The organism is Haemophilus sp. Marseille-P9675, from assembly GCF_916862695.1.
Taxonomy (GTDB): Bacteria; Pseudomonadota; Gammaproteobacteria; order Enterobacterales; family Pasteurellaceae; genus Haemophilus; species Haemophilus haemolyticus_K.
Genome location: NZ_CAKASP010000001.1, coordinates 377,888 through 402,887 on the forward strand (window position 1 = coordinate 377,888; position 25,000 = coordinate 402,887).

At 38.7% G+C, this 25,000-nt stretch carries 33 protein-coding genes and 1 other RNA gene; 10 read left to right on the forward strand and 24 right to left on the reverse strand.

Going from position 1 to position 25,000, the window contains the following annotated elements:
* Positions 1 to 598: 598 nt before the first annotated feature.
* The 5 genes from LIX50_RS01780 to LIX50_RS01800 form a co-directional block, all read right to left on the reverse strand.
* Complete coding sequence (locus LIX50_RS01780) at positions 599 to 1,687, reverse strand: HigA family addiction module antitoxin (RefSeq protein WP_065422549.1); 1,089 nt, start codon at positions 1,685 to 1,687, stop codon at positions 599 to 601.
* A gap of 6 nt (positions 1,688 to 1,693) precedes the next feature.
* Positions 1,694 to 2,071, reverse strand: a complete 378-nt coding sequence (locus LIX50_RS01785; RefSeq protein WP_226385854.1) for a type II toxin-antitoxin system RelE/ParE family toxin — start codon at positions 2,069 to 2,071, stop codon at positions 1,694 to 1,696.
* A 145-nt stretch (positions 2,072 to 2,216) separates the two neighbouring features.
* Positions 2,217 to 2,627: a helix-turn-helix transcriptional regulator gene (locus LIX50_RS01790; protein WP_226385855.1), complete on the reverse strand. Its 411-nt coding sequence runs from the start codon at positions 2,625 to 2,627 to the stop codon at positions 2,217 to 2,219.
* A gap of 674 nt (positions 2,628 to 3,301) precedes the next feature.
* Positions 3,302 to 3,706 carry a YhcB family protein gene (locus tag LIX50_RS01795; RefSeq protein WP_048953986.1) on the reverse strand — a complete coding sequence of 135 codons (405 nt, stop codon included), beginning with the start codon at positions 3,704 to 3,706 and terminating at the stop codon, positions 3,302 to 3,304.
* 30 nt (positions 3,707 to 3,736) lie between these two features.
* Positions 3,737 to 4,087: a RidA family protein gene (locus LIX50_RS01800; RefSeq protein WP_048953985.1), complete on the reverse strand. Its 351-nt coding sequence runs from the start codon at positions 4,085 to 4,087 to the stop codon at positions 3,737 to 3,739.
* A 111-nt stretch (positions 4,088 to 4,198) separates the two neighbouring features.
* Here LIX50_RS01800 and LIX50_RS01805 point away from each other — a divergent pair, with 111 nt between their 5' ends.
* The gene (locus LIX50_RS01805) at positions 4,199 to 4,915 is read left to right on the forward strand and encodes a YwiC-like family protein (protein ID WP_048953984.1); all 717 of its coding nucleotides are present in this window, start codon (positions 4,199 to 4,201) and stop codon (positions 4,913 to 4,915) included.
* Positions 4,916 to 5,458, forward strand: a complete 543-nt coding sequence (locus tag LIX50_RS01810) for a tetratricopeptide repeat protein (RefSeq protein WP_048953983.1) — start codon at positions 4,916 to 4,918, stop codon at positions 5,456 to 5,458.
* Between the two features lie 13 nt (positions 5,459 to 5,471).
* Here the strand turns inward: LIX50_RS01810 and LIX50_RS01815 are convergent, their stop codons facing one another.
* Positions 5,472 to 5,879: a Cd(II)/Pb(II)-responsive transcriptional regulator gene (locus LIX50_RS01815; protein ID WP_048953982.1), complete on the reverse strand. Its 408-nt coding sequence runs from the start codon at positions 5,877 to 5,879 to the stop codon at positions 5,472 to 5,474.
* Positions 5,880 to 5,968: 89 nt separating this feature from the next.
* Between LIX50_RS01815 and LIX50_RS01820 the strand changes: the two genes are divergently transcribed.
* The 8 genes from LIX50_RS01820 to hypE all read left to right on the forward strand — a co-directional run bounded on the left by LIX50_RS01820 (position 5,969) and on the right by hypE (position 12,109).
* Positions 5,969 to 6,652: a DUF4198 domain-containing protein gene (locus LIX50_RS01820; protein ID WP_046939341.1), complete on the forward strand. Its 684-nt coding sequence runs from the start codon at positions 5,969 to 5,971 to the stop codon at positions 6,650 to 6,652.
* 12 nt (positions 6,653 to 6,664) lie between these two features.
* The gene (locus LIX50_RS01825) at positions 6,665 to 7,150 is read left to right on the forward strand and encodes a hypothetical protein (RefSeq protein WP_005642909.1); all 486 of its coding nucleotides are present in this window, start codon (positions 6,665 to 6,667) and stop codon (positions 7,148 to 7,150) included.
* The gene (cbiM, locus tag LIX50_RS01830) at positions 7,150 to 7,770 is read left to right on the forward strand and encodes a cobalt transporter CbiM (RefSeq protein WP_048953981.1); all 621 of its coding nucleotides are present in this window, start codon (positions 7,150 to 7,152) and stop codon (positions 7,768 to 7,770) included. Before LIX50_RS01825 ends, cbiM begins: the two co-directional genes overlap by 1 nt.
* Positions 7,770 to 8,402 (forward strand): energy-coupling factor transporter transmembrane component T family protein, encoded by a 633-nt coding sequence (locus tag LIX50_RS01835; protein WP_048953980.1) that lies wholly within the window; start codon positions 7,770 to 7,772, stop codon positions 8,400 to 8,402. Before cbiM ends, LIX50_RS01835 begins: the two co-directional genes overlap by 1 nt.
* A gap of 1 nt (position 8,403) precedes the next feature.
* Entirely contained in the window at positions 8,404 to 9,021 is a 618-nt protein-coding gene (locus LIX50_RS01840) for an energy-coupling factor ABC transporter ATP-binding protein (RefSeq protein ID WP_048953979.1), read from the forward strand.
* A gap of 147 nt (positions 9,022 to 9,168) precedes the next feature.
* Complete coding sequence (hypB, locus tag LIX50_RS01845; RefSeq protein ID WP_048953978.1) at positions 9,169 to 9,978, forward strand: hydrogenase nickel incorporation protein HypB; 810 nt, start codon at positions 9,169 to 9,171, stop codon at positions 9,976 to 9,978.
* Positions 9,979 to 9,981: 3 nt separating this feature from the next.
* Positions 9,982 to 11,094 carry a hydrogenase formation protein HypD gene (gene hypD / locus LIX50_RS01850; RefSeq protein WP_048953977.1) on the forward strand — a complete coding sequence of 371 codons (1,113 nt, stop codon included), beginning with the start codon at positions 9,982 to 9,984 and terminating at the stop codon, positions 11,092 to 11,094.
* A gap of 1 nt (position 11,095) precedes the next feature.
* Positions 11,096 to 12,109 (forward strand): hydrogenase expression/formation protein HypE, encoded by a 1,014-nt coding sequence (gene hypE, locus LIX50_RS01855; RefSeq protein ID WP_048953976.1) that lies wholly within the window; start codon positions 11,096 to 11,098, stop codon positions 12,107 to 12,109.
* Positions 12,110 to 12,326: 217 nt separating this feature from the next.
* On the opposite strand, the gene LIX50_RS01865 is transcribed toward hypE, so the two are convergent.
* The 18 genes from LIX50_RS01865 to ssrA form a co-directional block, all read right to left on the reverse strand.
* Positions 12,327 to 12,707, reverse strand: a complete 381-nt coding sequence (locus tag LIX50_RS01865; RefSeq protein ID WP_048953975.1) for a pyrimidine dimer DNA glycosylase/endonuclease V — start codon at positions 12,705 to 12,707, stop codon at positions 12,327 to 12,329.
* A 630-nt stretch (positions 12,708 to 13,337) separates the two neighbouring features.
* Complete coding sequence (locus tag LIX50_RS01870; protein ID WP_048953974.1) at positions 13,338 to 13,646, reverse strand: helix-turn-helix domain-containing protein; 309 nt, start codon at positions 13,644 to 13,646, stop codon at positions 13,338 to 13,340.
* Positions 13,643 to 13,990 carry a type II toxin-antitoxin system RelE/ParE family toxin gene (locus tag LIX50_RS01875; RefSeq protein ID WP_048953973.1) on the reverse strand — a complete coding sequence of 116 codons (348 nt, stop codon included), beginning with the start codon at positions 13,988 to 13,990 and terminating at the stop codon, positions 13,643 to 13,645. Before LIX50_RS01875 ends, LIX50_RS01870 begins: the two co-directional genes overlap by 4 nt.
* Positions 13,991 to 14,621: 631 nt before the next feature.
* Positions 14,622 to 16,814 (reverse strand): DUF927 domain-containing protein, encoded by a 2,193-nt coding sequence (locus LIX50_RS01880; protein WP_048953972.1) that lies wholly within the window; start codon positions 16,812 to 16,814, stop codon positions 14,622 to 14,624.
* A complete protein-coding gene (locus LIX50_RS01885) occupies positions 16,802 to 17,194 on the reverse strand; it encodes a hypothetical protein (RefSeq protein WP_048953971.1) in 393 nt (130 codons plus the stop codon). The genes LIX50_RS01880 and LIX50_RS01885 overlap by 13 nt, the downstream gene beginning before the upstream one ends.
* Positions 17,187 to 17,687 (reverse strand): hypothetical protein, encoded by a 501-nt coding sequence (locus LIX50_RS01890; RefSeq protein WP_048953970.1) that lies wholly within the window; start codon positions 17,685 to 17,687, stop codon positions 17,187 to 17,189. The genes LIX50_RS01885 and LIX50_RS01890 overlap by 8 nt, the downstream gene beginning before the upstream one ends.
* Entirely contained in the window at positions 17,674 to 17,877 is a 204-nt protein-coding gene (locus LIX50_RS01895) for a hypothetical protein (protein WP_048953969.1), read from the reverse strand. Before LIX50_RS01895 ends, LIX50_RS01890 begins: the two co-directional genes overlap by 14 nt.
* Positions 17,867 to 18,235, reverse strand: coding sequence for a hypothetical protein (locus tag LIX50_RS01900; protein ID WP_080351581.1), 369 nt, complete (start codon positions 18,233 to 18,235; stop codon positions 17,867 to 17,869). The genes LIX50_RS01895 and LIX50_RS01900 overlap by 11 nt, the downstream gene beginning before the upstream one ends.
* Positions 18,228 to 18,620 carry a hypothetical protein gene (locus LIX50_RS01905; protein WP_048953968.1) on the reverse strand — a complete coding sequence of 131 codons (393 nt, stop codon included), beginning with the start codon at positions 18,618 to 18,620 and terminating at the stop codon, positions 18,228 to 18,230. The genes LIX50_RS01900 and LIX50_RS01905 overlap by 8 nt, the downstream gene beginning before the upstream one ends.
* Positions 18,617 to 19,240: a host cell division inhibitor Icd-like protein gene (locus tag LIX50_RS01910; protein ID WP_226385856.1), complete on the reverse strand. Its 624-nt coding sequence runs from the start codon at positions 19,238 to 19,240 to the stop codon at positions 18,617 to 18,619. Before LIX50_RS01910 ends, LIX50_RS01905 begins: the two co-directional genes overlap by 4 nt.
* A 138-nt stretch (positions 19,241 to 19,378) precedes the next feature.
* On the reverse strand, positions 19,379 to 20,128 hold the full coding sequence (locus LIX50_RS01915; protein ID WP_226385857.1) for a Rha family transcriptional regulator: 750 nt from the start codon (positions 20,126 to 20,128) through the stop codon (positions 19,379 to 19,381).
* A 341-nt stretch (positions 20,129 to 20,469) separates the two neighbouring features.
* Positions 20,470 to 20,847: a terminase gene (locus LIX50_RS01920; RefSeq protein ID WP_048953966.1), complete on the reverse strand. Its 378-nt coding sequence runs from the start codon at positions 20,845 to 20,847 to the stop codon at positions 20,470 to 20,472.
* 77 nt (positions 20,848 to 20,924) lie between these two features.
* Complete coding sequence (locus LIX50_RS01925) at positions 20,925 to 21,227, reverse strand: hypothetical protein (protein ID WP_048953965.1); 303 nt, start codon at positions 21,225 to 21,227, stop codon at positions 20,925 to 20,927.
* 15 nt (positions 21,228 to 21,242) lie between these two features.
* Positions 21,243 to 21,503 (reverse strand): helix-turn-helix domain-containing protein, encoded by a 261-nt coding sequence (locus LIX50_RS01930; protein ID WP_048953964.1) that lies wholly within the window; start codon positions 21,501 to 21,503, stop codon positions 21,243 to 21,245.
* Between the two features lie 9 nt (positions 21,504 to 21,512).
* On the reverse strand, positions 21,513 to 21,722 hold the full coding sequence (locus LIX50_RS01935) for a helix-turn-helix transcriptional regulator (protein ID WP_048953963.1): 210 nt from the start codon (positions 21,720 to 21,722) through the stop codon (positions 21,513 to 21,515).
* A 137-nt stretch (positions 21,723 to 21,859) separates the two neighbouring features.
* Positions 21,860 to 22,900: a hypothetical protein gene (locus tag LIX50_RS01940; RefSeq protein WP_048953962.1), complete on the reverse strand. Its 1,041-nt coding sequence runs from the start codon at positions 22,898 to 22,900 to the stop codon at positions 21,860 to 21,862.
* 173 nt (positions 22,901 to 23,073) lie between these two features.
* Positions 23,074 to 24,318, reverse strand: a complete 1,245-nt coding sequence (locus LIX50_RS01945) for a tyrosine-type recombinase/integrase (RefSeq protein WP_048953961.1) — start codon at positions 24,316 to 24,318, stop codon at positions 23,074 to 23,076.
* 287 nt (positions 24,319 to 24,605) lie between these two features.
* Positions 24,606 to 24,971, reverse strand: a transfer-messenger RNA (tmRNA) gene (ssrA, locus tag LIX50_RS01950).
* Positions 24,972 to 25,000 lie beyond the last annotated feature (29 nt).

Below are 25,000 nucleotides of genomic sequence, written 5' to 3' on the forward strand. Positions count from 1 at the left end.
TGGTGAAGACTTAAATAGATAGTCTTCACCCATATAACTATTTAATAAATAAGATTTTTTTCTTATTTTTTTAACAAAGGTGAAGAGGTGAAGACTATTTTATAAAAAAAATATTATTTTAAGTTAAGCAATGTTATTGTATTGTAAAATGAATAGAAAATTTGCAATGGTAAAGTGTTTTAGTAACAAGGTTAGTAACAAGATTTTTTATTGTTTTAAATAATCATTATAAATCAATGTGTTATAGTTGAGTTGGAGTCCAGCTAGTGCACCATCTATCAAAGCCAGTAGAAATTTACTGGCTTTTTCCTTTTCTAAAATTTACTTCAAAAAACAAACACTTACACGCAATTAACTCAATCCACCATCAAAATTTCAAGCCTCGAATATTGCCAACTTTTGGCTATTTTTGTATATTTCTCGCAGTTAATTACGTCAAAATTACGCCAAATTTATGTCTAATTCTGCCAATAAAATGCAAGATAGTTCTTCATAAGAAAAACTTAAAATTAATGGATATAGCAAGGTAAATTGTGTGATTTCGGCAGTTTGTATTTTATAGTTTAAAAAAAACCGCCCCAAGGGGCGGTAGTTGTGCTTATTGCCAGGTGTACCTGACTTTTAAATGATTGAGAGTACTAAAGGCTAAATGCTTATGATGTTGTAATTGCCCAACAATAATTCCTTCTGCAATTCCTATTTCTTCAGCAATAGATTTAATAATATTCTCTGTAAATTGATCTTGCGTTATTAGTCTTCCCCAGACGGATCTTGGAATTAATTGCTTTTGGGCAAACTCGTTAGCTTCATTTTCTTCTTCAACATTATTATTTGGACCATCAAATTCTAGGTAAATCCTTTTTTTTCCATGTAATAAAATGTGAGCAGCCTCATGGAAAAAGGTAAACCAAAGGTGATCATTCGTTTTATACCGTAAGCTAAGTTGTATTACTGCCTTATCGGAGGATAACCAACGTGTTGCACCACTAATTCCAGTGTTAGGAAAACATGGAACGAAAACAATAGCAACACCAACAGATGAACAAATTTCTTTGAGTTTTGGAATAAATATCTTCGGATCAGTTGTTCTTGTTAACGTTCTGATTTCACTGAGAGCTTGTTTAAATTCTTTTTCTGAATAGGGTTGACAGTGAATTTTATTAGCTTCAATTTCTCCAGCTCTTAACCACGCAGCACTGCTATAAGGGCAGTTTTTTGTTCTGTTATCTTGACGATATTGGACTTGTAGATTTCCCCACACAGTTTGGTAATCATCAGGTGAGCCGATAGCAAAAAAGCGAAGTAAACTATCAACTTTCTTAGTAATCTCATTATGTTTTTCAATAAAACCTAATTTTTGCAACATTGAATTAGGGAATTGCTTCGCCCATTCTGCATACCGCTCTAGTTTTTCTTTATCTGCGATGCGCGCTACAGCCTCTTGATATAGTGCCTCAAGATTTAACCAATAACGAGCAGGTTTGCCTAAAACTCGTTCAAGCAAAATTGCAGTTTCTGGAGTTATAGGAGCTTTACCGGCAATAATATGATTAATATGTTTTTTTGATATACCTGTTTTATCGCTCAAATCTTTTTGACTCATTTCTAAGCTGTCTAATTCAAATTCAAGTATTTCTCCAGGCAAAATTGCATAGTCAGGATAGAATTGATTTTCGCTCATCTTCATTGTTCTCTAATGTGTATCAGTAATAGATAATATCCGAATCGATGTTACTTTTGACCAATCTAACCCTCCAGCACCAAGAGTTGGTAATGGATTATGATTTACTTCAAATAATAATCTATAGGGTTGTTCAACATCCATACTCAACTCACCACTACGATTTCCTTTTAACTCATGGCAACGATATGGCTTACTATATGGTGGGTGGAAAGTCTGTAATGTGGGAGCTGCTCTTAATGAGTAGAGTAACATTTTTAATTTCTTTTCGCATATTTTTCCATATTCTTTTAGAATCTCAGTCTCTGAGTTTAGTTTTTTTTCTAACTTCCTAGAACCAAATATTACATTCATAAATAGTTTACCCATTAGGTTATCATCTTTTTTCAAAAAAATAAATTATTTTACAAAGTACAAAAATAATTTTACTACAATAACTCATTTCTCATACTTTAATCTGACCGAAAAATTCAGCTCTTAGCTTTAAAGAAAACCTCCATAAATGGAAAGTGTTGAGTATAGTTGAGTTAATTAGTTATAGATTTACTAGCTCAATATGTATAGTACGGATAAAACGACCGATAAACTTCGCGCTTTGGCAAATATCTTCTGATATATCTTGCGGATCGTAACACTCTTTGTTGTCAGAGTGTAGTCTATACCCTCCACCAACTAACTTTTGAATACGTTTGATAAACAACGCACCATCAATAGCAAAGGCATAGATACCATCACCACTATAAGCATTAACCTTTGTGTCTAAAAACACAATATCGCCTTTTCTTATGGTAGGCTCCATACTGTCAGTTGGTACATTCACAAGACAAATTCCGCCTGATGACTTTTTACCGACTAGTTGTGCCATTCCCTCGTCTGTTAAATATAGGCTTGAAATGATTTCAGGATAATCTGAATTCTCAAAGCCTGTTAATCCTGCTGCTCTCACATCGTAATAATCTATTCTGTGCTTATGCAATAAATCAGGCTCATTACTTATAAAACTCTTTTCTTTAGTGCTGACTTCGAAAAGATCATCACGGTCGCCAATACCTGAACTTAACCAAGCGCACTAATGCCAAGAGAGGTAGCAAGTTTTGCTATATGGATTGTATTACCGACACTCTCAATCTTCGCGATCGAGTTTTGACTAACTCTAATCAGGTTTTCTAGTTCCTTTTAGGTAAAATCAAGCTCAACTCGTCTCGCTTTTACGCACTAGCCTAGTGTTTTCATTCCAACTCCATAAGTTGTTGAAGACCTTACAGATTCTAAAATTAAAGTTTTAAACAATCAAACAACTTTTAATGTCTTTCAGCGACTAAACTTGAGAGATATAACTATATAATGTTACTTAAACTAATAATTAGATATTAACTATAAATACGAAAAACTGTAAAAAACAAATTTCACACTACGCCAAAATTACGCCAAAATCACATTACCAAAATGATTTATAAGAAAATATTAGTGCGAGCTAGTTGCACCATCTAACCCTTTCATAACCCCGCGAAACTAATCGCGGGGTTTTGTTTTATGTAGGTTTTATGAGTGGTATAAGAGAACAATAAATTGTTCCTATATCAAAACGGCTAAAAACATTTCTATTTTTAGCCGCACTTTTTAATTTTCTTCTTTCTTTTCTTTAAATAAGCCTGATGCGCCCTCGGAATAGTCTCTTGGCTGTTCATTTTGAGATTTATCTGTTGCAGTAATTAACTGTTGGGTGAATAAACCTTTGTGCTCTTTTTCGCCCAGTAAATTATTGGAGGAGGTTGCGTAGTGGCGATAAAGTTTTTGATAATCGTTAATTAAGGTTTTGAATAATTCAGCACTTTCTGCAAAATGTTTTTCGATTTGCGCCTTTTGTGTATCAAGTTGGGTTTTGACGGTTTTTAATTCCGCTTCTGTTTTAGCTTGATGCTTTACGGAGCCTTTGGTTAAACGCACAATAATGTAACCAATAAATAATCCAACAATAAAAGCGATACCAATCGCTACCCAAATTTCATTTGTCCAATTTTCCATAATATTCTCCTGTTTATTCGGCTTAAAAAACTAACAAGTTGCAATAATAACAATTTCAACTTTCCAATGAGGATTCGCTAATTTAGCTTCGACTGTCGCTCGACTTGGTGGGCTAACATGATCGACCCATTCATCCCAAGCTTGATTTAATTGAGCATAATCTTGCATGTCTGCCAAGAAAATTTGCGCGGTTAAAATGTTGCTTTTATTGGAGCCAATTTCAGCTAACAATTTATCAATTAAACCTAATACTTCTTTGGTCTGTTCGTAGGCATTTTGCTCGATGGTTAGCTCTGGAACTTGCCCTGCAAAATAGGCGAGGTTGTTATGAATTGAAACTTCACTTAAACGTGCGCTGGGTAAAATGCGTTGAATTGTCATAGGATTCTCCTTTGGGGTGCTTTCTTCTATTCTAAATAGCGTTTACTACTTTGTAAAATCCTCTTTACTAGGCTAGAATACCCGATAATTATTCTCAATTATTTAATCATTATGAAACTGCTTATCTCTAATCAGCATGGCGCTATTGTTATGGCATTGGTGCCTTTTATTTACGGCATGTTACTCGCTAATCCTGTATGGGCGCACGTATTTTTATTATTAGGATGGTTTTCGCTTTATTTGATGACTTATCCTTTTTTGAATTTGTTTAAAGGTAAAAATCTTGAGTTATACAAAAAATGGTCTGTGATTTATTTTGCTGCTGCTGTGATTTTTGCGATTCCGGCGTTAATTTATAATTGGCAAGTACTGTATTTTATGTTTGCCATGCTGCCGTTTGTCGCGGTAAACATTTATTTCACCAAGAAAAAAGATGAGCGAAATTTATGGAATGACTTGGCGGGGATCTTAATTTTTGCCCTAGCAGGAATGGGATCTTATTATTTTTCTGACCGCACTTTTGATGAAAAAATACTTTGGGTAGCGATTTATCCAACATTATTTTTTATTGGAACAACGCTTTATGTGAAATCCATGATGCGTGAGCGAAAAAATCCACATTATTTTTGGGCATCAGTGATTTTTCACTTATTATGTGTCCTGATTTTTGTGGTTTCGCAACAATTTATTTTAGCCTTAGCTTTTGTTCCTGGATTAATGCGAGCGGTTTATCTGCCCACTAAAAAGCTTTCTGTTATGCAAGTTGGATTAACAGAATTTGCGATTACTGCTGTGTTTTTTGTTTTACTTTTAATAGCAACCCTATAAATGAAACTGAAGTTATTTTTTCATATAGTATTACTTTCTTGTAGTTTGCCTATTTGGGCAATGAAAACCGTTGATGTTACAGCAAGTTCGAAAATGGATGATCAAGCAAGAATGAATTTGGCACAAGAGTTTGCTAATAAACAGCAATGGATATCTGTTTTCGATATTATGTATCCGATGGCGTTAGAAGGAAATATCACCGCTCAAAGCAATCTAGGTATGTTATATAACCTTGGGCGTGGCACGGTGAGAGACTACGAAAAGGCTTATTGGTGGTTTAGCGAAGCAGCAGAGAAGGGAAGTGTGAAAGGGTTAAATAACCTTGGCGTTATGTATCTGCGTGGCGATTACGTCAAACAAAATACAGAGCAAGCTATTAAGCTTTTTGAGCGTACAGCTCGAGCTAAAGATACGGATGCGATGATGATGTTAAGTAATATTTATCGCTCACAAAACCAACCTGAAAAATCATTGGAATGGCTGAAGAAAGCCGCTGAATTAGGCAATAAGGAAGCAAAACAGCGTTTATCTAGTCAGCCATAATCTAAAAGTGCGGTTATTTTAACCGCACAAATTTCACGCCACTATGTTGCAATAGCAATTTCATTGGATCTTCATCGTTCGACACCGTTTTCTCACGTAATTCAATTAATTTCATCCGCAAATGGGCGAGTTCGTGAATTCTTGTGGCTACCTCTTTAATGTGTTTATCTAATACGCGATTTATTTCTTCTGCTTGTTGTTTTGAAGCATTTTCTAAATTCAGTAGGCTTTTTATTTCACTTAATGAAATATCTAAATTTCGGCAGTTACAAATAAATGATAAACGTTGCAAGTGTTCTTCATTATATTGTCGAAAATTGCCTGAAGTGCGTTTTGGGGTGGGGATTAAACCTTGTTGTTCATAATAACGAATGGTTTCTACGGTACAGCCTAGGGCTTTAGCAAGTGCTCCAATTTTCATTAATCACCTTAAAAAATAACTTGACTCTAAAGTTACTTCATATTTTATCATGCGTTCAGATTTTCTTAAACAAACAAGGAGCATCCAAAATGGAATTAAAAAAAATCGCAGTGGGATTAACCGCACTTTTAGGTATGTCTGTTGCTAACGCACACAATGTTTGGCTTGAACCTGCTTCAGCCCAGGGTGAATACGTGGTGAAATTTGGACATGAACAAACTGAAACCTATCCAGAATCTAAACTTAAATCTATTCAAGCCTTAAATGCGCAAGGAAAATTAACCGCAGTTGATTACCAATTCAGAAATGGTGAAGCCTATCTTATGCCTAAATCAGATTTAGTATTCGTTCATTTCGATAATGGTGTATGGTCAAAATTACCAAGCGGTAAATACGTTGAAAAAACAAAACGTGAAGAGCCAACGGCAGAATTTAGTACCAATCCTGTTAAATTTGGTAAAGCGATTTTGAAATGGGATGCTGAATCTTTCAAATCTCACCAACAAGCTTATGAATTGATTCCTCAAGAAAAAGCACAAGCGAACAAACCACTTTCTATCCTTGTTTTACATAACGGTAAACCCGTTCAAGGCATTAAAGTGGGAGTGAGTGAAGATGCACCATTCAATTTAACTAATGAAAAAGGTATCGCTCAATTTACGCCAACTAAAGGCTTTAACAAAGTATGGGCAGAGTTTGAGGAAAAAGTAACTAATAATGCGGATTACGATCGTCGCTCTGTAGAATATATGTTAACTTTTGATGCGCAATAATATGGATTTGGGATGAAGAAAATTGTTTTTTTAACCGCACTTTTTGCGGCTTGCTATCTCCCGAATGCTTATGCCCACGCGCTTTATGTGTTTGCCCAATATGATGGGCAAACACTCTCTGGCAAATCCTATTATTCTGATATGACCCCAGCGGCTGAAACTTATTTAGAAGTTTTTCGCTCTGGTGTTGCTGATCCCGTTTTAACTGGAAAAACAGACCGCCAAGGCGCATTTAAGCTTTCGATTGCTGATGTGCCACATACCACCTTAAAAGTTGTGGTGGAAGGAGATGAAGGACACCGTGCGTCAGTTGTTGCTGCTCATACCTCTGCCGAAAATCAAAGCGGTGCAGATTTAATGCTTCTTCGTGAAGATATTGCGCATTTAAAAGATAAAATTTATTTGCATGATATTTTAGGTGGAATCGGTTATATCGTTGGTATTGCTGGACTTATTGCTTTACGTAATGCGCGTAAAATTAAACAAGGACGTATTTAATGCATTTATCTGAAGGCGTGTTACATACGCCTATTCTATTAGCTGGCGCAGTGCTTGCTGTTGCGGGCATTGCTGTGGGGTTACGTCGTTTAGAATCAGAACGTTTACCGCTCACCGCACTTTTTGCTGCGGCATTTTTTGTGGCTGGAACCATCCATGTGCCCGTAGGAATTGGTAGTGTGCATTTAATTTTAAATGGCATGGCTGGTTTATTCCTAGGGTGGGCTGTATTTCCTGCATTCCTTATTGCACTTTTATTGCAAGTCATCTTCTTTTCTTTTGGCGGATTTGCAGTGTTAGGCGTCAATCTTTGCGTGATGGCAACGCCAGCGGTGATTGCTCATTATCTTTTCCGTTCTCGTTTACAACCACACATGGCTTTAAAAGATCGCTTATTAGTCGGTATTGGAGCTGGCGTAATTGGCGTTGGCGGGGCAGGCGCGCTTGCTTCTTTTGTGCTGATGTTAGATGGTGGTAAAAGTTATCTGAATCTTGTTTGGCTCTTGCTGGTCTCTCATATTCCAGTATTTATTTTGGATAGTATTATCAGCGTAGGGGTGATTACCTTACTTGGTAAAATGTATCCTGAAGTCATGAATCGTACCGAGAATTTCTCTTAATGAAAATTCACCGTTTATTTCAACCGCACTTTAGGTTGATTTATCTGTTTATCTGGGGGCTAATCATTAGTGGATTAAGTGATCTCACTTGGCTTATCCCCCTTAATTTGCTTGCAGTTTCTCTCTTTTTTATTTCACTGCTGTTCAGTCAAAAATCTTTTTTGCCCTATCTTAAACGTTGGTTTGCTTTAATCATTTTTATTGTTTTAATGTGGGCGACATTAAGTTGGAAAATTGGAGAAAATGGCATTGAACTCAATTTCCAAGGGATAGAATTAGCAGAAAAATTGAGTTTGCGGACTCATTTATTGTTGATTTCTCTTTGGCTTTTTTTGTGGAATATTAATGATGCGGTACTTGTACAAGCCATTGGTAAATTGCCTTTGCCAGAAAAATTAATTCAACTTTTTGTGCTGACCGTACGTTACATTGCACTGCTTGGCGAATTGCGTCAAAAAATGGATATTGCTATGCGAGCTCGAGGATTTCGTCCTGGGCTTAATCGCCGAACCCTTTATGTGACGGCTCAACGTGTCGCTTTATTATTGATTCATGCCCTGCTGAAAGCCGAAACGGCACAAATGGCGTTAAAATGTCGTGGTTTTCAGTTCGGTAAAAAGAGAGAAAAATAATATGTTAGCTGTAAATAATCTTTATGTAGAACGTAATGGTAGAGCGATTATTCAAGATTTGAGTTTTACCTTGGAAGGTCAAAAACGTCTTTTCGTACAAGGGGAAATTGGATCAGGAAAAACGACGTTACTTCTTGCTTTGTTGGGATTTGTTCCTGTACGCAAAGGTGAAATTAAACTATTTGGCCATGTTTGTCGTGAAGAAAAAGATTTTGCGCCCTTTCGTGGCACGATTGGTATTTGTTTTCAAAATGCCGATGATCAACTTTTTGGCCCAACAGTGTTGGATGATATTGCCTTTGGACCATTAAACCAAAATGTGCCCAGAGAGCAGGCGTATCATATCGCAGAGCAGCAATTAGAACGTCTTGGTATCACACGTTTAAAAGATCGTATGGTACATACCTTATCTGGTGGTGAGAAAAATTTTACCGCACTTGCGGGTGTCTTAGCGATGCAGCCAAAAATCTTATTATTAGATGAACCCACCAATGGATTAGATCGAAAAAATACTGAAAAATTGACCGCACTTTTGCGTGAACTTTCCTTACCCATTTTGATTTCATCCCATCATCATGGATTTATTAATGAATTAGCCACAGAAATTATCAGTTTATGATCTTCATCAAAAAGCCGAATTTTGATTGTGCTATGCTTGTTGCAAATTTGTTGACAAAGCTAAGGGCTTCGAGTGTTTTAAACATTATTTCTGTTGAAAGTCAGTTTGAAACCTCAGCCCAAATAAGCACATTAAAACGGAGGATTTATGTGTACAACCTGTGGCTGCGGACATCCAGAGCAAGTCCGTATTGGTGAATTGCCTCATACTCATGATGATCAAGGAAGTCATCAATCAGGTACACCAAACTTTTCACATTCAACATTTCATTTCAATAAACCAGTCGATGCAGACGATACTCAAAAACGTTTGTTAAAAATAGAACAAGATGTTCTCGGAAAAAATAATCAACTCGCGGATCAAAACCGTGCATTCTTTGCGAAACAACATATTTTAGCTTTAAATCTTGTATCGAGTCCGGGTTCAGGCAAAACCACCCTTTTAACGACGACGCTAAATGCCCTCAAAAATGACCGCACTTGTTATGTCATCGAAGGCGATCAACAAACTGAAAATGATGCAGATCGTATTCGTGCGACTGGCGTGCCGGCTATTCAAGTGAATACAGGCAAAGGTTGTCATTTAGATGCACAAATGATTAGCGAAGCAATGGTGAAATTAAGACCACAAGCTGACAGTATTATGTTTATCGAAAATGTGGGAAATTTGGTTTGTCCATCTGAATTTGATCTTGGTGAAAAAGCGAAAGTGGTGATTTTATCTGTGACAGAAGGCGAAGATAAACCGCTTAAATACCCACATATGTTTGCCGCATCAAATTTGATGATTTTAAATAAAGTGGATTTATTACCTTATTTGAAATTTGATGTAGAACAATGCATTGCCAATGCAAAACGTGTGAATCCGAATATTGAAGTGATTCAACTTTCCGCGACAACTGAACAAGGTCTCAGTGAGTGGTTAAATTGGCTAGAACAACAACGTAAACAAGGATAATCGATGAAATTTGTTGATGAATTTCGCGATCCTGAACTTGCCCGTAGTTTAGTGGCGCAACTTGAAAAATTGATGGAAAAAATGCCGCACTTTACGGCGCAGAATCCATTGTATTTAATGGAAGTGTGTGGCGGACATACCCATACGATTTTTAAATTTGGATTGGATCGGCTATTGCCAAAAAGTATCGAATTTATTCATGGCCCAGGTTGCCCTGTCTGTGTGCTTCCGATGGGGCGTATTGATGTCTGTATTGAAATTGCGCTAAAACCTGATGTTATTTTCTGTACCTTTGGTGATGCAATGCGAGTGAAAGGTCGCAAAGGTTCGCTTTTAGAAGCAAAAGCGAAAGGCGCAGATGTTCGCATTGTGTATTCACCTTTGGATGCATTGAATATTGCACAAAATAATCCGAATAAAAAAGTCGTCTTTTTTTCCTTAGGATTTGAAACAACGATGCCGAGCACAGCAGTGACGCTTCAGCAAGCCAAAAAACTGGGAACAAAAAATTTCTGGATTGTTTGCCAAAACATCACAATTATTCCAACGTTACATAGCTTGCTGGCTCAAGATCAAGTCAAAATTGATGGTTTTCTTGCGCCAGGGCATGTGAGTATGGTGATTGGTTCATCGCCTTATCAAGGGATTGTCGATAAATATCACAAACCTTTTGTGATTACCGGTTTTGAACCTTTGGATATTTTGCAGGCGATTGTGATGTTAGTGCAGCAATTTGTTGATGGCCGTTGTGAAATCGAAAATCAATATAAACGAATTGTTGATGATCACGGAAATGCTTTAGCCCAACGTTCAATGCAAGAAGTATTCCAGCTTAAAGCAAGCAGTGAATGGCGTGGCTTAGGGGAAATTGAACAATCAGGTGTGGAATTGACGGAGGCTTATCGTGAATTTGATGCCGAAATTTATTTCCAAAGCCAAGCGCAAAAGGTGGCGGATGATCCTAATTCTCGTTGTGGTGATGTCTTGACTGGGCGTTGTAAACCATCTGATTGCCCATTATTTGGCACAGGTTGTAATCCTGATAACGCTTATGGCGCATTAATGGTTTCTTCCGAAGGCGCATGTGCAGCCTATTATCAATATCGGAGAGAATAAAATGAGCGAATTTATCACTATGGCGCACGGCAATGGCGGTGCAGCCATGCAAAAATTGATCCAAGATTATTTTGTTGAAGCCTTTGCTAATCCTATTTTGGCGCAAGGGGAAGATCAGGCTAGAATTCCATTAACAGAATTAGCAAAACAAGGCGAAACACTGTCATTTAGTACGGATAGTTTTGTCATTGATCCCATTTTTTTTCCTGGTGGTAATATAGGAAAATTAGCGGTGTGTGGCACGGCAAATGATGTAGCTGTGTGCGGGGCGATACCAAAATATTTATCCTGTGGCTTTATTTTGGAAGAAGGATTGCCACTTGCGGATCTTAAGGCAATTATTCTATCAATGGCGGAAACGGCAAAAGCGGCAGGCATTCAGGTTGTTACTGGCGATACAAAAGTGGTACAAAAAGGCGCAGTGGATAAGATTTTTATCAATACAAGTGGAATTGGTGTTGTTCCTCAAAATTTGGATTGGGGTGTTCATCGAATTCAAGCTGGCGATAAAATCATTGTTAGCGGCACCATTGGGGATCATGGCGCAACAATCTTAAATTTACGTGAAAAACTGGGTATCCAAACGGATCTTCATAGTGATTGCGCCGTGCTGTATCCATTGATTGAAAATTTACGTGAAGTAGATGGCGTAAAAGCCGTTCGAGATGCGACCCGTGGGGGAGTTAATGCGGTTTTGCATGAATTTGCACAGGCGCAACAGCTAGGCATGAATATTGATGAACAAGCCTTGCCAATTCGTCAAGAAGTGCGGGGGATTTGTGAATTACTGGGTCTTGAAGCATTAAATTTCGCTAATGAAGGGAAATTAGTTATTGTTGCCTCCGCTGAAAAAACACCAGAAATTTTGACCGCACTTCATCGTCATCCATTAGGTGAAAATGCGGCTGTGATTGGTGAAGTAACAACCGACAAAAAAGTGCGTTTAGTGGGCATTTTTGGACAAAGTCGATTGTTAGATTTACCAACAAATGAACCATTGCCAAGAATTTGTTAATGATTAGATAAAATCAATACGTTAGAAAAATTAAATAGGTGAAGTGATTTCTCAACTTAGCAAACATACCCTAGAACAGCTAGAGTTAGTTTATCCATCACTGGCAATTTCTCCCAAATGGTGCAGAAGGCTACCGCACTATAGAAACTACAATGATCGGTTTGGGTGCTGATTATATTTCATCCTAAACAATGAGAGCTAAAGCCCTTTCTGGGCTTTATTTTCTTGCGGTAAATCGTGCCTTTACAGGCATACGCAATGCAATTCGCTCACGGTTTAATGCTAAAGCATTTTCTGTGGGCAAATAATTTTGCCAAAGATTAGGATCATCTGGTAGCTCCTCTGCCCAAAAATATTGTACATTGAAACCACGAGCAAGACACTCTTCATGCAATAGGTTGTAACGTTGCTTTAAAAACGCAAGTTTATTAAAGAAAAATCGTACATGTCCTTCGCCTAATTTATAATCTTCAGGCTGCCCTTTTAAGCTAAATTTTCCTTTCGCAACAGCATTTGGAATCCGTGTTAGCTCTCTATGTTCCGCTAATAGATGCTGATCGCAAAGTTCAGCAGGAGGAACAAGGTTAATTCTGGTCATAAAATCTCTCTTTATTATTTCATATCCATATCCCATCGAGTAACGAATATGAGTGATTCCGCTAATAATGTGCTAGGTAATAACAAGGTAGCAGTTACTAAAACTAAGGTGAGTAGAAAAACTAAATTATTGCTTTTATTGAAAACTTAGAAGAGGAAAAATAAAGGGGTGGTGGGCTGGGGTCATCTGAATTATTGCTTGTAAGCCTTGTTATTGCTAGATCTGTGTGATTTGTCTTTTACTCAGTATAACTAAACGTATAACTAAAATCAAAAGTGCCTATAAAAAAAAGAGGTTTTTGGGAACTATAAAAAGTGATTTAACGGGAAGATGATGATGCCTAAGATGTCAAAAAACTGTCGAAAACCGCGAGCCCGAAAACCCGTGGAAGCTCTAACCCGTTTAGGAGTACCTTTTATTCAAGAGGGAATAAGTCTGTTTTTAGTCTCCGTCATCTGTCATCGTCATAAAATATTAATTTCGCGGTTGTAAAAATTGAGTTGAATGTACGGTTTTGACAGGTAAGCCCATAGCGATTTTACCCCTCGCGCGCGCGTACTGGTCGCAAAACTCAATAAAAAAACGCCTAAAAGTAGGCGTTCTATCATTAATAGCGTTGATGATTGATTATTATATCCCAGCGATAAGCTCAAAGGTTTGCGGTGCTTTATCCACCATACGCAACAATAAAGAGGCGTGTGCGCTAGGTTTGGTTTTACCTTGCTCCCAGCCTTGATAGGTTCTTACACTGGTTCGTAACTTCTGCGCAAAGACAGCTTGAGAAAGGTTTAATTTCTCTCTAATTGCTTTCACTTCCTCTGCCGTAATGCTTGCGGGTTCGATTCGTTCGCGCGTTTCTGTGCGGAGTGTGATTTTACCTTGTAAATGTTGCTCAAGAGCTTGCGCGCCTTCCATTAAATCATCAAATAAACGGCTCATTCTTTCCCCCTTGCCATTGCTTTCAAATTCTCTAATACAACTTTAAATGCGCGTTTCTCGCTTTCGTTTAAGTCTGCTTTTTCACCTTTTCCGTAAGCACTAAAAAGCCATATTTGCGCACCGTCTAAAAAGTAGTAATAAATCACCCTTGCGCCACCACGTTTGCCTTTATTTCTCTCACTATCGGCAATTCTAATCTTTCTCAATCCGCCTGTATTTTGTATCACATCGCCTTTTTCGGGGTTTTCTAATAGCTCATTCTGAAAAGTCCGATATTCATCATCAGATAAATGTGCTTTTCTATAACGCTCAAAGGGCGGTAATTCAATAAACGATAGTTTCACGATAAATAGGCTAAATATTATTTGCTGCTCATTATACGCTTTAAGGGTATGAAGTAAATATTTTATTGCTCATTTCCTCGCGCGCGTGCGCGTACTGATCCCGAAATTCAATAAAAAAGGCTCAATGCACTGCACTAAGCCTTGTTCTTATCTCTACTACGTTTAGTAAAGTTTTACCTATGAATCAACCAGAGCTATCCACCACCTAAAAAATAAAAAAAGTGTATAGATAACTAAAAAACACTGGGCACGCTGGGCATTTGGGCACGCACCTTTAAAATCAATAACTTAAATGCGATTTTCGTGCCCAATGCACTGGGCACGGCTGGGTACAAATTGGGCACGGTGAAAGATTGATTATTTTTTGACTGGGCACGGAAGCCCTAAAATTGGGCACGGAAAGCCTATTTTTGGGCACGGAAAGGGGTAATTTGGGCACGCTATTTTTTATAAGTTATTGATATATTTATATTTTGTTGTTTTCGTGCCCAAAATGCCCAATATTTTTTAACTCATCTACACACGGAAAAAATTTTTTTGTTTTTTTTCGTTGGTGGAATAAAAAAAAGAGCAAATCAATTATGATCTGCTCTTTATTATTGATAGCCTACACCATTTCAAAATGGGCTTTTTATTCTATTTCTTCGCTTTCCTCGTCCTCGTTTAAGATTTCCAGCACATAACATCGGATAGTTTTCCCTCCGCTTATTGTTTTGGGTAAACGGTTGAGGTATTTACGACCTCTCTCTTTTCCCTGTATTAACATTCCTGCACCCAATAAGATTTCATTTGCCTGTTTTTCATTAAAGCCTTTGATAACATCTTGAATATACACTTGCGGAAATACCCAATATTTATCGCTATCTTGCTGTTCTTTGCTGTCGGCTAACTGGCGATAACCTGCCGTGTCGTTCGGTTCTTTCTGATTTGGATTGAAAGGAAAATCTAGAAATCTTGCCCCATTGCGTAAAAGCCAGCCATTCACCTGCTCAATGATTTGCTTTTCTTCTCGGGAATGTAGCCCATATTCATTTATCCATTCGTTAAATTCGTGCAGAAGTGCGGTTTTGTTTTCGCTCGTTTCCCAGCCTGTTAAATGCGCTGCCAACTGTAAAGCGGTTTCTAAAATGGCAAATCGCCCTGCCACTCGTTTTACTTGTGAGCTTGCGTCATTTGGTAGCATAGCTTGCCATTGCTCGCTTAAACGCTCATATTCAGCCGCTACCGCACTTTTATTTTCAAGTAACCATTCTATCCACGCTCTGCCCATTGTGCCGTAGTAACGCCTTGTCATTGCGTTCAAATGGTCGGCATGGGCTTTACCATTGCCAAAATGATAAAACGTGCTAGTAGGCGTGATGGGGATATTTAACAAGCGGACTAATTGCCCTGCGTTAGTTTTGATATTGTCTTGTTTTAAATAAAGCTCTAAATCTTGCTCACCCGTAGAAAATGCCAAAATCCGCCAGCGGTTTAGTTCTCTGTTTCCGCCGTCTTTTGCACCTTGTATTTTTCCCACACCATTAAATAACGCATAGGCGGTTTGCTCTACGTGCTTTTTGCTTGCCCCTTGTCCGATTTCATCAAGAGGAATAAAGCCATCATTACGCGCAGAAGCCTCGTTAATCAATCCTAAGCTTGTGCCGTTCCACGATAAACGGATTAAATCAGACTCGCCATAAATTGAACTCGCAATATTGGCTATAGTGGTCTTTCCTGCACTCGATTTACCGAACAAATGTACACCAAAACTTTCCGCCCCAATTAAGCCAATCAACGGGGCAGATAAAGAACAAGCCACGCCCAGCATCATTGAATGATTGCCTCGGAGATATTGCCCTATTTCCCTCTGCCAGTCGCTTAGCGTGCCTTTAGCTTGATAGCCTGTGCTGGTGGTTGATTTGCTGTTGAAATAAATCGGTCGTTCAGGTTTCCCCAATACCTCGCCACTCGGCAGCACATAGGCGTTAAAGTCTGATTGCCAGCCTGTTTCATTCACGATTTGATAAATCGGCTTATTCTGGGTATCTTGAAGAAAATCCGCTAAATGCGGTTTCAAGCGTTGGCTATTGGTAATTCTTAACCCGTTTTGTTTGAGTAATTGCCAGCCTGCACGCTCACCAATATCCGCCCATGGTAAAGCAATTAAAATCGGCTCGGGCTTGCCTTGTGCTTGGAATGAAAGAATTGAGAAATAATCGCTCTCGGAAAGCCCAATTCCCACGACATCAACACAATCAGCCAACCACTCGCATTTATCCATCATTTCGCCCGTGTCCTTGTCTAACTTCGGCACAACCCTAAAAAGCCCCTCTATGCCGTTCTCCTTGCGTTTTTCGGTGTAGGGCTGGTGGTTATCTCGGACAGGTTCACAAATTGGCTTAATTTCCCCGTGATAGGTGTCTCCATTGCGTAACCGTTGAATATATCGGCTTACATCATCTAGTATTTCGCCAGCCTCATTGCAATAAATAACACTCTCTGCGCTGGTGGTCTGCACGATATTTAAATAAATGCGCTCAAGCGTTTCATTTGAGAGCGCTACGCCATTATTCGCCTGTATTAAGCGAATAGACTGGGTATTTTTAGGCGCAATGCGATAGAGTTCTATATTGTCTAGAATCTCACTATCCACCACCACACAAGGGAATGATTTCCCTTGCTCGCCTAGTGTGTTTTCTAGCTCAATTTCTACCGCACTTTTGCCCATTTCATTAAAATGCTTTGCTATGGCTTGTGCTTGCGTGCCTATACAGATAGTAACAAGGCTTTGACCTGTGGGGTCTTGTTGTTTAGCGTAAGGGGCATTGATTAATTTAGCCATTTCTTGCCCCCTTGCTCTGCATTAATCCCTAATCCAATTTCTGCACATTGCTTAAATAAAAATGCGTCCTTGAACTGAATCACTCTAATTTGTGCAGTAGGGTAGAGTGTTTTGAAAGGTGCTATCGCCTCCTCAGCCTCTGCACGTTCTCTTCTCCCTTCTGCGTGAATAATGGGCGCGCGTGCATTGCCTAAACTAATTTCTAGCGTGTAATGGTTTAAATTAATGGCTCTGATATTTGTGAGTTTACCTTGTTTAGCATAAGCGCGATGAAGAATTAAAATATCCCCTTTGCTTTCTCGCATTGCGACAACAGTCAGCATAAATAAATCATCAACAACGTGATAGCCAGCAGTCAAAATAAAGGCGGTTTTACTCATTGCCCACCCCCTGTAATTTCTCACTCTTAACTCGTTCAATGTTGAGGCGGTTTATTTGTGTGATCACTTCTTCGAACTTATGAATCAAATAGCCGTTAGCTTGATTAAAGTCTTTTAAGGTGGATTGATTGTTTCGGCAAAATGTTATCCCTTGAGATTTAGCCAGCGCATTAAAGAGCTTGCCACCCGCTTTTAGTCGGTCGATTAAGTCCACCATCTCATCACGCATTTTTAGCTTATGATGAAAATCATCGGGGTAAACCTCTAAACATTTACGGTTGCTATCATGAATCAGCTTAAATTGGCGCGTCAGCTGGGCAAATTGAAAGGCTAAGGGATTAGCCCATAGTTTCCCTTGATATTTGCTTTTAGCCTCGCTACGTGCGTTTCCTTGCGTATTTTTAACTGATTCATTTTTGATTTCGTTATTGCTGGTGGCTTTATGGTTAGCTTTCCATTTCTCAAGCTGTGCCATTGCATTAGTTGGTTTCATTTTCTTCCCCTTTCAAAACTGTAATCACTTCTAACACTCGACCGCAAATATCGGCTTGTTCTATTTCGTGCTTGCATCTGATTTTTGCCTGTAACGCCTCTCTAAGCGTGCCATATTTACCCGCTATGAATTGGTCGCCATTGTCATAAACAAAGATTAATTGATAGGGTAGGTTCGGTTTAATCATCATTTCTTTCAATCTCCCCATCTAAGCCACCAGCAAGATAATATTCGCTTAAGCTAGCGGTTTCTCTTAACGCATTGAGTAGATAGGCATTTGCCTTGATTAATCCCCCGATATGTTTCACGTTATCGTTACTCATTGCCTCGCGTGTAAAATCCTGCTCTGTGTCGGCAAGATTGCCTAAGATTTGCATTAAGTCGCCTAAGTGCATCAATCCATATTCGATATACTCACAAAGATTTTCAGTTTCATTACGCAAGGCTTTTAAATCACTTACTTTCATTCGCTCTACTTGATTGCGTTCGGCAAATTGATTAAAGCTTGTTATCTCTTGTAGTGCAGATAAAATTGATTGATTAAGCATAAAATACCCCCTTAGATTCACCGCCAAATAAGCCTTCTTTTTCGCTTATCGCAAATACATTTGTTTCATTGAATTTCTGAATTGATACGAGATACTGCGGAAAAAGCTGCTCTACAATTTCCGCGCGTTGGTAAGCGGAATCATAAAAACGATAGCCCCCATTTAAAATAAATGGCTTGCTTGTATCGTCATTGAGATAAAGCACAATAGCCCAGTCTGTCGGATTTAATTCCGTGTAGTTGGCTTTCTTCACATCTGATTTTTTCAAGTGTTTCACGCCGCGTTTTGCCGTCTTTTTGTCGGTCGTAAAGCGGTAAATGCTCTCAAAGGCAAAGTGTTCTGATACAGGAATTTGCGCATAAATCGCATAGCATTGGGTCATCATAATGCGCCCCCTTGTGTTGCAGATACAGAAAGGGTAGGAAGTGCCGCTAAAGTGCGGTTATTTTGAGGATTGATTCTCGCCACCACCGCAATAAAACGATAATCAGCAGATAGGCTCAAACGTGCCTGTTCTTCGGTGGTAGAATTAAGGGATATGACGCATAAGTTAAAATGCGATTGTGTGCGATTGACGCAAAGAAATTTGTAGATCATTTCTGCGGTGTCCTTTATTTGATTTTTAGGAACTACCGCTAGACTTTCCACGGTCGGGCGGTAGAGCGTAACAAGGTGGAAAACTGCCAATAAAGGAAGACAGCCAGTCAAAGACTGCTCATTACGCTCTACCATTGAGAGAATGATCGGATTTAGATTGAAAACAAAATCCGCATATTCTTGAGGTGTGCGAATGTTACGAACAAAAAAAGCACGGTTTTGTGGCGTGCTATCGTTCGCCTTTATTAAATTCAGCTTTCCACGGCTGGCAATCACTTTTTCTGATTGCGATAAAATAATGCCAAATTTCACCGCACTTTGTAAAGGGTTTAAATTGTAAAAGTTTTCATCATTGCTATAATGCTTGTGAATTAACTTCATATTAATTCCTAGTTTAATTGGTTGCATAAGATATTTCCTTAGTTACGCCTTAGGGTTGATTATTTCCCTATGGCGTTTTGTTTTATAGGGTTGATATAAGGCGCAATAACAACATAATGACTAGAATTTGAATTATCTCGGTATAGTCATTCATTGTGTTTTTCCTTACGCTGCTTTGCGCTGTTGCTTGGCCCAAAAGAAAAGTGCGGTATCTTTTAATCGGCTTTCACGCTCTCGATAACTCAAGCCTAACTTGAACATCACGGCGTTTTCACTCGTCAATAAATCCAATAGTTCAAGCTGTGATTCTGAGAGGTGGGCGCGAATATCATCATCAGGCGCATAACCATTCACCCTTAGCCATTTCTTCTTACTTGACCCTAAAGCAATCATATAAATCAGCGTGTTTTCTCGGGCGTGGCTATGCTCATCCTTTTCGCCACGTTGCAGTTCTACAAATTGAATCGCATCATTGAGCAAATGCTGGTTACTGGATAATTTCACGCGTTGATTAATCCAACTGTGCATCTTGTTAAATAACGAGATAAACCGCTCCTTAAACTTAGCCGCCTTTTTGCCAGTAAATCCCATCACCAAAAACATAAAGCCGTCTCGGGTCATTCGGTACATTGGCTGGCGTTTGTTTTGTTCATTTTGATAATAGGACGGCTGGAAATTGAGCCGTCTAAAATCGTCTGAATAATCTAAATCTTTAATCGCTCTGATAACGTTTTTATGCTCTTTATCAAAATACTTCGCCACAATAAGAGAGGTTGTCATTGCCACTAAATCCCTTTTAAACTTATGCGCAAACACTGCACCGTCTTTTTCATTCGTAAGGGGTAAATCTAAGTTAAAAATTTGCTCTATTGAGATTTCTTGCATTAATGGCTCTGCGGTTGCATTACATTTCATTGTCTATCTCCTGTTTTCTTTTTCTCATCGTCTCTAAGTGTTTTTTCGTGGTGTAAAAACTCGTTTCTAATTGCTCATTCTTCCGTAGCCCTGCTGTCATCTTCGTGACGTTGTCTATTTCGCACTGAATCGCATTAAGACGCTGTTCTAACACTTGAATGACCTCATCTATCGGGTATGGCTCGTTATCGCTGTATAGGCTCATAAACGTGAAGATTTGATGCGATTTTCTATAGTGTTGAATGGCTTGTTTAAGCAGTAATTCATTGTTTTTTGCTATGGCGCATTTCATTAAATACTTACCCTTTTATTAGCGGATCTTTTTGTTCCTAATTAAAAAATCATGGGGTTTTCATGGTGGATCTTCTTGACCGCCCCATCCCTTTAAACAACCCTTTCATTCCACGAGGAATAACAAAAGGGCGGGGCGGTATCTTTATCGGCTCATAGACTTCATCAGTAATTAAATCCGCCCGCCATGTTCTCCCCCTGTAATGCGGTAAGGGCTCCCCACGTTGTTGCATCTCTGCTTTTTCCTGCTCGATTTGTTCCCATACTCGGTAATGATTCAGTAGGTCACTGGCTCTTGCTCGTAGTGTGTGCGGTTTCATTCGATTAGCTCGCTCATCACCTAGAACCGCCAATAAAGCATGCGTAGCGTTACCCATTCGGGCATAGGCTTTGGCAAATTGGCTTTCTATCTCTTTTCCGTAACTCATTTTTTAAACCTCTTATCTTTGGGTATGCCTAAATTTGGGCGCACCCTCGCGCGCGCGTACTGCTCCGAAAACTATTGTTAATCCACCAGCGGTAAATAATTCGTATCAGCTCTATGTTCTTGATGAATAGCCAGTACTTCGATTTGCCGTTTTAAGTCGTTTACTTGCTCAATGGCACAATCTACTTCTTCAAGGATTAATTCATAGATTTGCTTAGGGGTTGCTGGTGGCTCATTCCCATCTTTATCGGGATAATCAAGAATAGTGCCGTTGATTGCAGTGTCAGCTAGGTATCGCAAGCGGTCTAACGTGCCCGAAATCGTCCATAGCGTTGCATGCTTGTGTTTTTCGGTGTGGGTCTGTTGATTTGTATTAGTCATTTTTTCAGTCGCTCCTTAGTCGTTATATCGATAATTTTGACTTACTTCATTTTGGTGCAGTACATACACGCCCACACGGTGCGCTAATCCGCTTGAATCGGTTTCTTTGCGGTAAAATGTTTTGATATCGAAACCTTTATCTCTTAGCTCCTTAATGCGTGCGGGTGGAAAGTAAATTCCTAGCTCTCGCAATTCGTTGGTACTATGCGGGCGAGCATATAAACACTGTAAAATGTATTTCTGTTGTTCATAGGTGCTAGTCGTATTGATTGCCATAACGACCTCCTACGCTCTTGCTTCTGCCAGTTTGGTAATGTAAGAGTTGATTTCACTTTCCAGGTAACCGACTGAATTAACCCCTAATTGAATTTTCTTTGGAAAGTCAGGACGATAACGCTTTGATTTAGGGTTTTGCCAATCGGCAAAGGTGGATTTGCTTACGCCTAGCATTTTCATTGTGTCAAGGCGGCGGATAATACGATCTGATTGATTCATTGTGTTTACTCCGTACTGGTTGGGATGGTTAAAGCCGTTTCGGGCTTTGTTGTGTCGGAGTGGATTATGGAAAAGCACAGAAAAGAAAAAATCCGGATAAGTCCATTTGGATCTATCCGGATTTTTGGGGAAGTGTTTTAGCTTAATTTTATTTTATTGGCTTTGCTGAATTTTTCTCTTAGATTGGTTTCACTTAATCCTGCATAACCTGTGTATGAGTTAGATAAATAACTGATAAGATCGCTTTGATTTTCAAATAACCCTCTATTGAGTAATTCATCTTTCAATACCTGAATAATATTTAGATATGAAGTTTCAGATTTACCACCAATTTCTTTTTCTATGGAATCAATCTTTGCTGATTTTGGTTCTGAGATATTCTTAGATTTATCTTGAGTATTTTTAATAAATTCATTTAAATGTGGTCTATAAAAAAGAAAAATATCATCAATATTTTCTTCATCAAAAATATCCATATATTCATCGTAAATCTCATAAGAAATCTGTAATGGCATATTCACATAGACAGGCACACTATCAAACAAATAAGAGTCGATTTGGTGTAAACATAAAGGTGCAATATCATCCCTGAAAAGGAATAGCTTTTCTAGTTCATTTTTTAGTAAACTTGTTATAGGTAAATGTAAATCTGAGATTAACTTTATAAATGGACTTCTAATTATTCCGTTGAAAATTCCATATTCATCTAACTTGGAAAAAGGGGTTGATATTGAATATAAATTAGCATGATAATAATCATACTCAGAATGTTCTCCTCCGTCTTTTTGTACATCTCTTAAAACCAGTGTAGTATCAAAGAGTAACTCATAACGAGGATCATCATAATCTTCCGTTGTAAAATGTTTCACTAATGAAAATTTACTTTTAGCACAGTCTTCTTCAGTAATTATTGCTCGATCGTTTACAAAACCATCTGCTAAATCGCCTATATCTAATGGTATTAAATCTTCATACAATCCTTTTATCCCATTAATTTTATATAAATTTCTACCATACTTATCATTTGCACTACCTATGTATCTAAGGTGATTGAAGGCAGGAAAATATCCCTTTGTTGATAGAAAAATTACATCAAGATCGGTATAAGAATCTGTTTTTAATCCAGTATTTATATAATCAGCTGAACTTTTGGCGGTCATAAATAAATTGACAGACATAAAACGCCCCTTAACGTTGCCCTTATTAGTGGAAGTGCGACAAATAGCAATAAGGGTTACCATCTTTCGGTTCGGTTAATTACGCCGCACCTAGTCGCACCAATTCTTTAAATTCTCAAACAGTAAAACGCCGTCAAAATTCGACCGCACTTTACCTCAGGTTTTATCAGGTTCTAAGCCATAATCTTCAAGTGAAATTGCGGCAAAGTGCCTTGTGAGGATTGTTCTACAAAATCCGCCCATGCTTGCAATAGCTTGAATCGCTGTTCTAATTTTTCCCCTCTGTCATAGGCGGTTTTTACCCGGTCTGAATTGAGGTGCGATAGTGCGACCTCAATCAAATCACTATTAAAGCCCTGATCGTTTAAATAGGTGCTGGCGATAGCTCTCAATCCATGTGCAACTAATTTACCGTGATAACCCATGCGCTTTATTGCAGAATTTGCCGTTTGCGTATTAACGTGGGATTGAGGGTTCTTTACACTGGGGAATAGGTAAGTTTTTCCGCCACTTAATTTTTTAATTTGCCCTAATAGGGCTAAGGCTTGCCGTGATAACGTGATTCTATGTTCAATGCCACGTTTCATTTGCTCCGCAGGAATCGTCCATATCCTGTTTTTCTCGTCAATATCCGCCCATTTCGCTGTAGCTGCTTCGTTCGGTCTTGTCATGGTGAGCAGTTGCCATAAAATCAAATAACGCGTCTGTAAGTGAATCTGAGCGTTTTGTAGCGTGAACATAAATTCGCTTAAATCCTCAGGCTTAAGGGTTTTAAAATGTTCAACCGTTGGGCTGTCAAATTCCTTTGCGATATTCGCCGTTGGATTAAAAGAGATTAAGTCTCGGTGTAGAGCATAAGTCATTATCTCGTTATGCTTCTGAATCGTCCGTTTAAGCTTTTCTAAATGCCCTTCGTCTTGATACTGTTTAAATGCCTTTAATGCCATTGGCGCGGTAATTTGGGAAATAGGCAAATGCCCAAAATGCGGTAATAAGCAACGATTAATCAGACTGATAACGTCTTTTTGATAATTATCTGAAAAGTTCTTTTTGGTTTTACGATACTCAAGCCACGCCCACGCCAACGCTTCATAGGTATTATTCAGCTCATTTTGTTTCGCTTGTTCTTGCTGTTGGCGATAGATTGCTGGATCGATATTCTGCGCAAGTAAGGATAAATACTCATCTCTAATTGCTCTTGCTTGCTGTAAAGAAATATCAGGGTATTTGCCAACGCCAATTAACGCCCTTTTCTTTGGCTGCGTGAAAGGCTTGTAATAGTTAAACCGCCATAACTTAGCCCCATTGGGCTTAACCAACAGATAAAGCCCTTTGCCATCAGATAGGGTAAATTCCTTTTTCTGTGGCTTGGCTTTGTCTATTTTCGTGCTGTTTAGCGGTGTGATTGTGCGTGCCATATTGTTTCTTTCTGAGAGTTGAAAACTGTTCTAAATAACTCAGACGGCGATTCAGACTTTTAAAAATTTAGATATAGCTAAAACATGAGTAAAACCTTTTGCTAACAGGTTTTGTATGGTTTTAGTTATACCGACTTTGTTATACGGTTATCAGTATAACTAAACGTATAACTAAAATTCAAGGATTTTATAGGATTGGATAGGAACGCTTAGGATATAAATAAGCCCTTGAGTTCAGTATTTTCAAGGGCTTTTAGGATTTGATAAGTTTGCTTTGGATTGTTATTTGGTGGAGCTGGGGGGAGTTGAACCCCCGTCCGAAATTACTCTACCTTCAGCACTACACGTTTAGTCTAGTCTTTAATTTCACTTAAGCATGCGGACAGACACGCTAAACTTAAGCTAGTTTGATTCAATTTAGTGCTTCGATCCTCAAACGGTGGCTTCCACACGATCTCGTTTTGGTTTGACTCCGCGTTATCCCCGTCTTACGAGCGGAAGCTAGGGCGCGAAGGCTAAATGCAGGTTATTAAGCTGCTAAAGCGTATTGTTCGTCGTTTGCGACTATTTTTTTGCGGTTTATTTACGAGGCCTACCGCACCTCGACGTGCACCTTGGGCTTCGCTAATCCCGTCGAATCCAGAATCAGCCCCAAAATTGTGCACTAGTCTAACAAAAAACA

What these genes read in the sequence shown, in the direction of transcription:
- LIX50_RS01915 (WP_226385857.1), bottom strand. Translation starts at nt 20,128, where the DNA reads ATGAAATGTAATGCAACCGCAGAGCCATTAATGCAAGAAATCTCAATA.
- LIX50_RS01840 (WP_048953979.1), top strand. Translation starts at nt 8,404, where the DNA reads ATGTTAGCTGTAAATAATCTTTATGTAGAACGTAATGGTAGAGCGATT.
- LIX50_RS01870 (WP_048953974.1), bottom strand. Translation starts at nt 13,646, where the DNA reads ATGAGCCGTTTATTTGATGATTTAATGGAAGGCGCGCAAGCTCTTGAG.
- LIX50_RS01895 (WP_048953969.1), bottom strand. Translation starts at nt 17,877, where the DNA reads ATGATGATTAAACCGAACCTACCCTATCAATTAATCTTTGTTTATGAC.
- LIX50_RS01805 (WP_048953984.1), top strand. Translation starts at nt 4,199, where the DNA reads ATGAAACTGCTTATCTCTAATCAGCATGGCGCTATTGTTATGGCATTG.
- LIX50_RS01920 (WP_048953966.1), bottom strand. Translation starts at nt 20,847, where the DNA reads ATGAGTTACGGAAAAGAGATAGAAAGCCAATTTGCCAAAGCCTATGCC.
- LIX50_RS01795 (WP_048953986.1), bottom strand. Translation starts at nt 3,706, where the DNA reads ATGGAAAATTGGACAAATGAAATTTGGGTAGCGATTGGTATCGCTTTT.
- LIX50_RS01825 (WP_005642909.1), top strand. Translation starts at nt 6,665, where the DNA reads ATGAAGAAAATTGTTTTTTTAACCGCACTTTTTGCGGCTTGCTATCTC.
- LIX50_RS01930 (WP_048953964.1), bottom strand. Translation starts at nt 21,503, where the DNA reads ATGGCAATCAATACGACTAGCACCTATGAACAACAGAAATACATTTTA.
- LIX50_RS01820 (WP_046939341.1), top strand. Translation starts at nt 5,969, where the DNA reads ATGGAATTAAAAAAAATCGCAGTGGGATTAACCGCACTTTTAGGTATG.
- LIX50_RS01810 (WP_048953983.1), top strand. Translation starts at nt 4,916, where the DNA reads ATGAAACTGAAGTTATTTTTTCATATAGTATTACTTTCTTGTAGTTTG.
- LIX50_RS01815 (WP_048953982.1), bottom strand. Translation starts at nt 5,879, where the DNA reads ATGAAAATTGGAGCACTTGCTAAAGCCCTAGGCTGTACCGTAGAAACC.
- LIX50_RS01905 (WP_048953968.1), bottom strand. Translation starts at nt 18,620, where the DNA reads ATGATGACCCAATGCTATGCGATTTATGCGCAAATTCCTGTATCAGAA.
- LIX50_RS01900 (WP_080351581.1), bottom strand. Translation starts at nt 18,235, where the DNA reads ATGCTTAATCAATCAATTTTATCTGCACTACAAGAGATAACAAGCTTT.
- LIX50_RS01800 (WP_048953985.1), bottom strand. Translation starts at nt 4,087, where the DNA reads ATGACAATTCAACGCATTTTACCCAGCGCACGTTTAAGTGAAGTTTCA.
- LIX50_RS01945 (WP_048953961.1), bottom strand. Translation starts at nt 24,318, where the DNA reads ATGGCACGCACAATCACACCGCTAAACAGCACGAAAATAGACAAAGCC.
- LIX50_RS01885 (WP_048953971.1), bottom strand. Translation starts at nt 17,194, where the DNA reads ATGAGTAAAACCGCCTTTATTTTGACTGCTGGCTATCACGTTGTTGAT.
- LIX50_RS01925 (WP_048953965.1), bottom strand. Translation starts at nt 21,227, where the DNA reads ATGACTAATACAAATCAACAGACCCACACCGAAAAACACAAGCATGCA.
- hypB (WP_048953978.1), top strand. Translation starts at nt 9,169, where the DNA reads ATGTGTACAACCTGTGGCTGCGGACATCCAGAGCAAGTCCGTATTGGT.
- hypE (WP_048953976.1), top strand. Translation starts at nt 11,096, where the DNA reads ATGAGCGAATTTATCACTATGGCGCACGGCAATGGCGGTGCAGCCATG.
- LIX50_RS01780 (WP_065422549.1), bottom strand. Translation starts at nt 1,687, where the DNA reads ATGAAGATGAGCGAAAATCAATTCTATCCTGACTATGCAATTTTGCCT.
- LIX50_RS01940 (WP_048953962.1), bottom strand. Translation starts at nt 22,900, where the DNA reads ATGTCTGTCAATTTATTTATGACCGCCAAAAGTTCAGCTGATTATATA.
- LIX50_RS01835 (WP_048953980.1), top strand. Translation starts at nt 7,770, where the DNA reads ATGAAAATTCACCGTTTATTTCAACCGCACTTTAGGTTGATTTATCTG.
- LIX50_RS01880 (WP_048953972.1), bottom strand. Translation starts at nt 16,814, where the DNA reads ATGGCTAAATTAATCAATGCCCCTTACGCTAAACAACAAGACCCCACA.
- LIX50_RS01910 (WP_226385856.1), bottom strand. Translation starts at nt 19,240, where the DNA reads ATGCAACCAATTAAACTAGGAATTAATATGAAGTTAATTCACAAGCAT.
- hypD (WP_048953977.1), top strand. Translation starts at nt 9,982, where the DNA reads ATGAAATTTGTTGATGAATTTCGCGATCCTGAACTTGCCCGTAGTTTA.
- cbiM (WP_048953981.1), top strand. Translation starts at nt 7,150, where the DNA reads ATGCATTTATCTGAAGGCGTGTTACATACGCCTATTCTATTAGCTGGC.
- LIX50_RS01865 (WP_048953975.1), bottom strand. Translation starts at nt 12,707, where the DNA reads ATGACCAGAATTAACCTTGTTCCTCCTGCTGAACTTTGCGATCAGCAT.
- LIX50_RS01890 (WP_048953970.1), bottom strand. Translation starts at nt 17,687, where the DNA reads ATGAAACCAACTAATGCAATGGCACAGCTTGAGAAATGGAAAGCTAAC.
- LIX50_RS01935 (WP_048953963.1), bottom strand. Translation starts at nt 21,722, where the DNA reads ATGAATCAATCAGATCGTATTATCCGCCGCCTTGACACAATGAAAATG.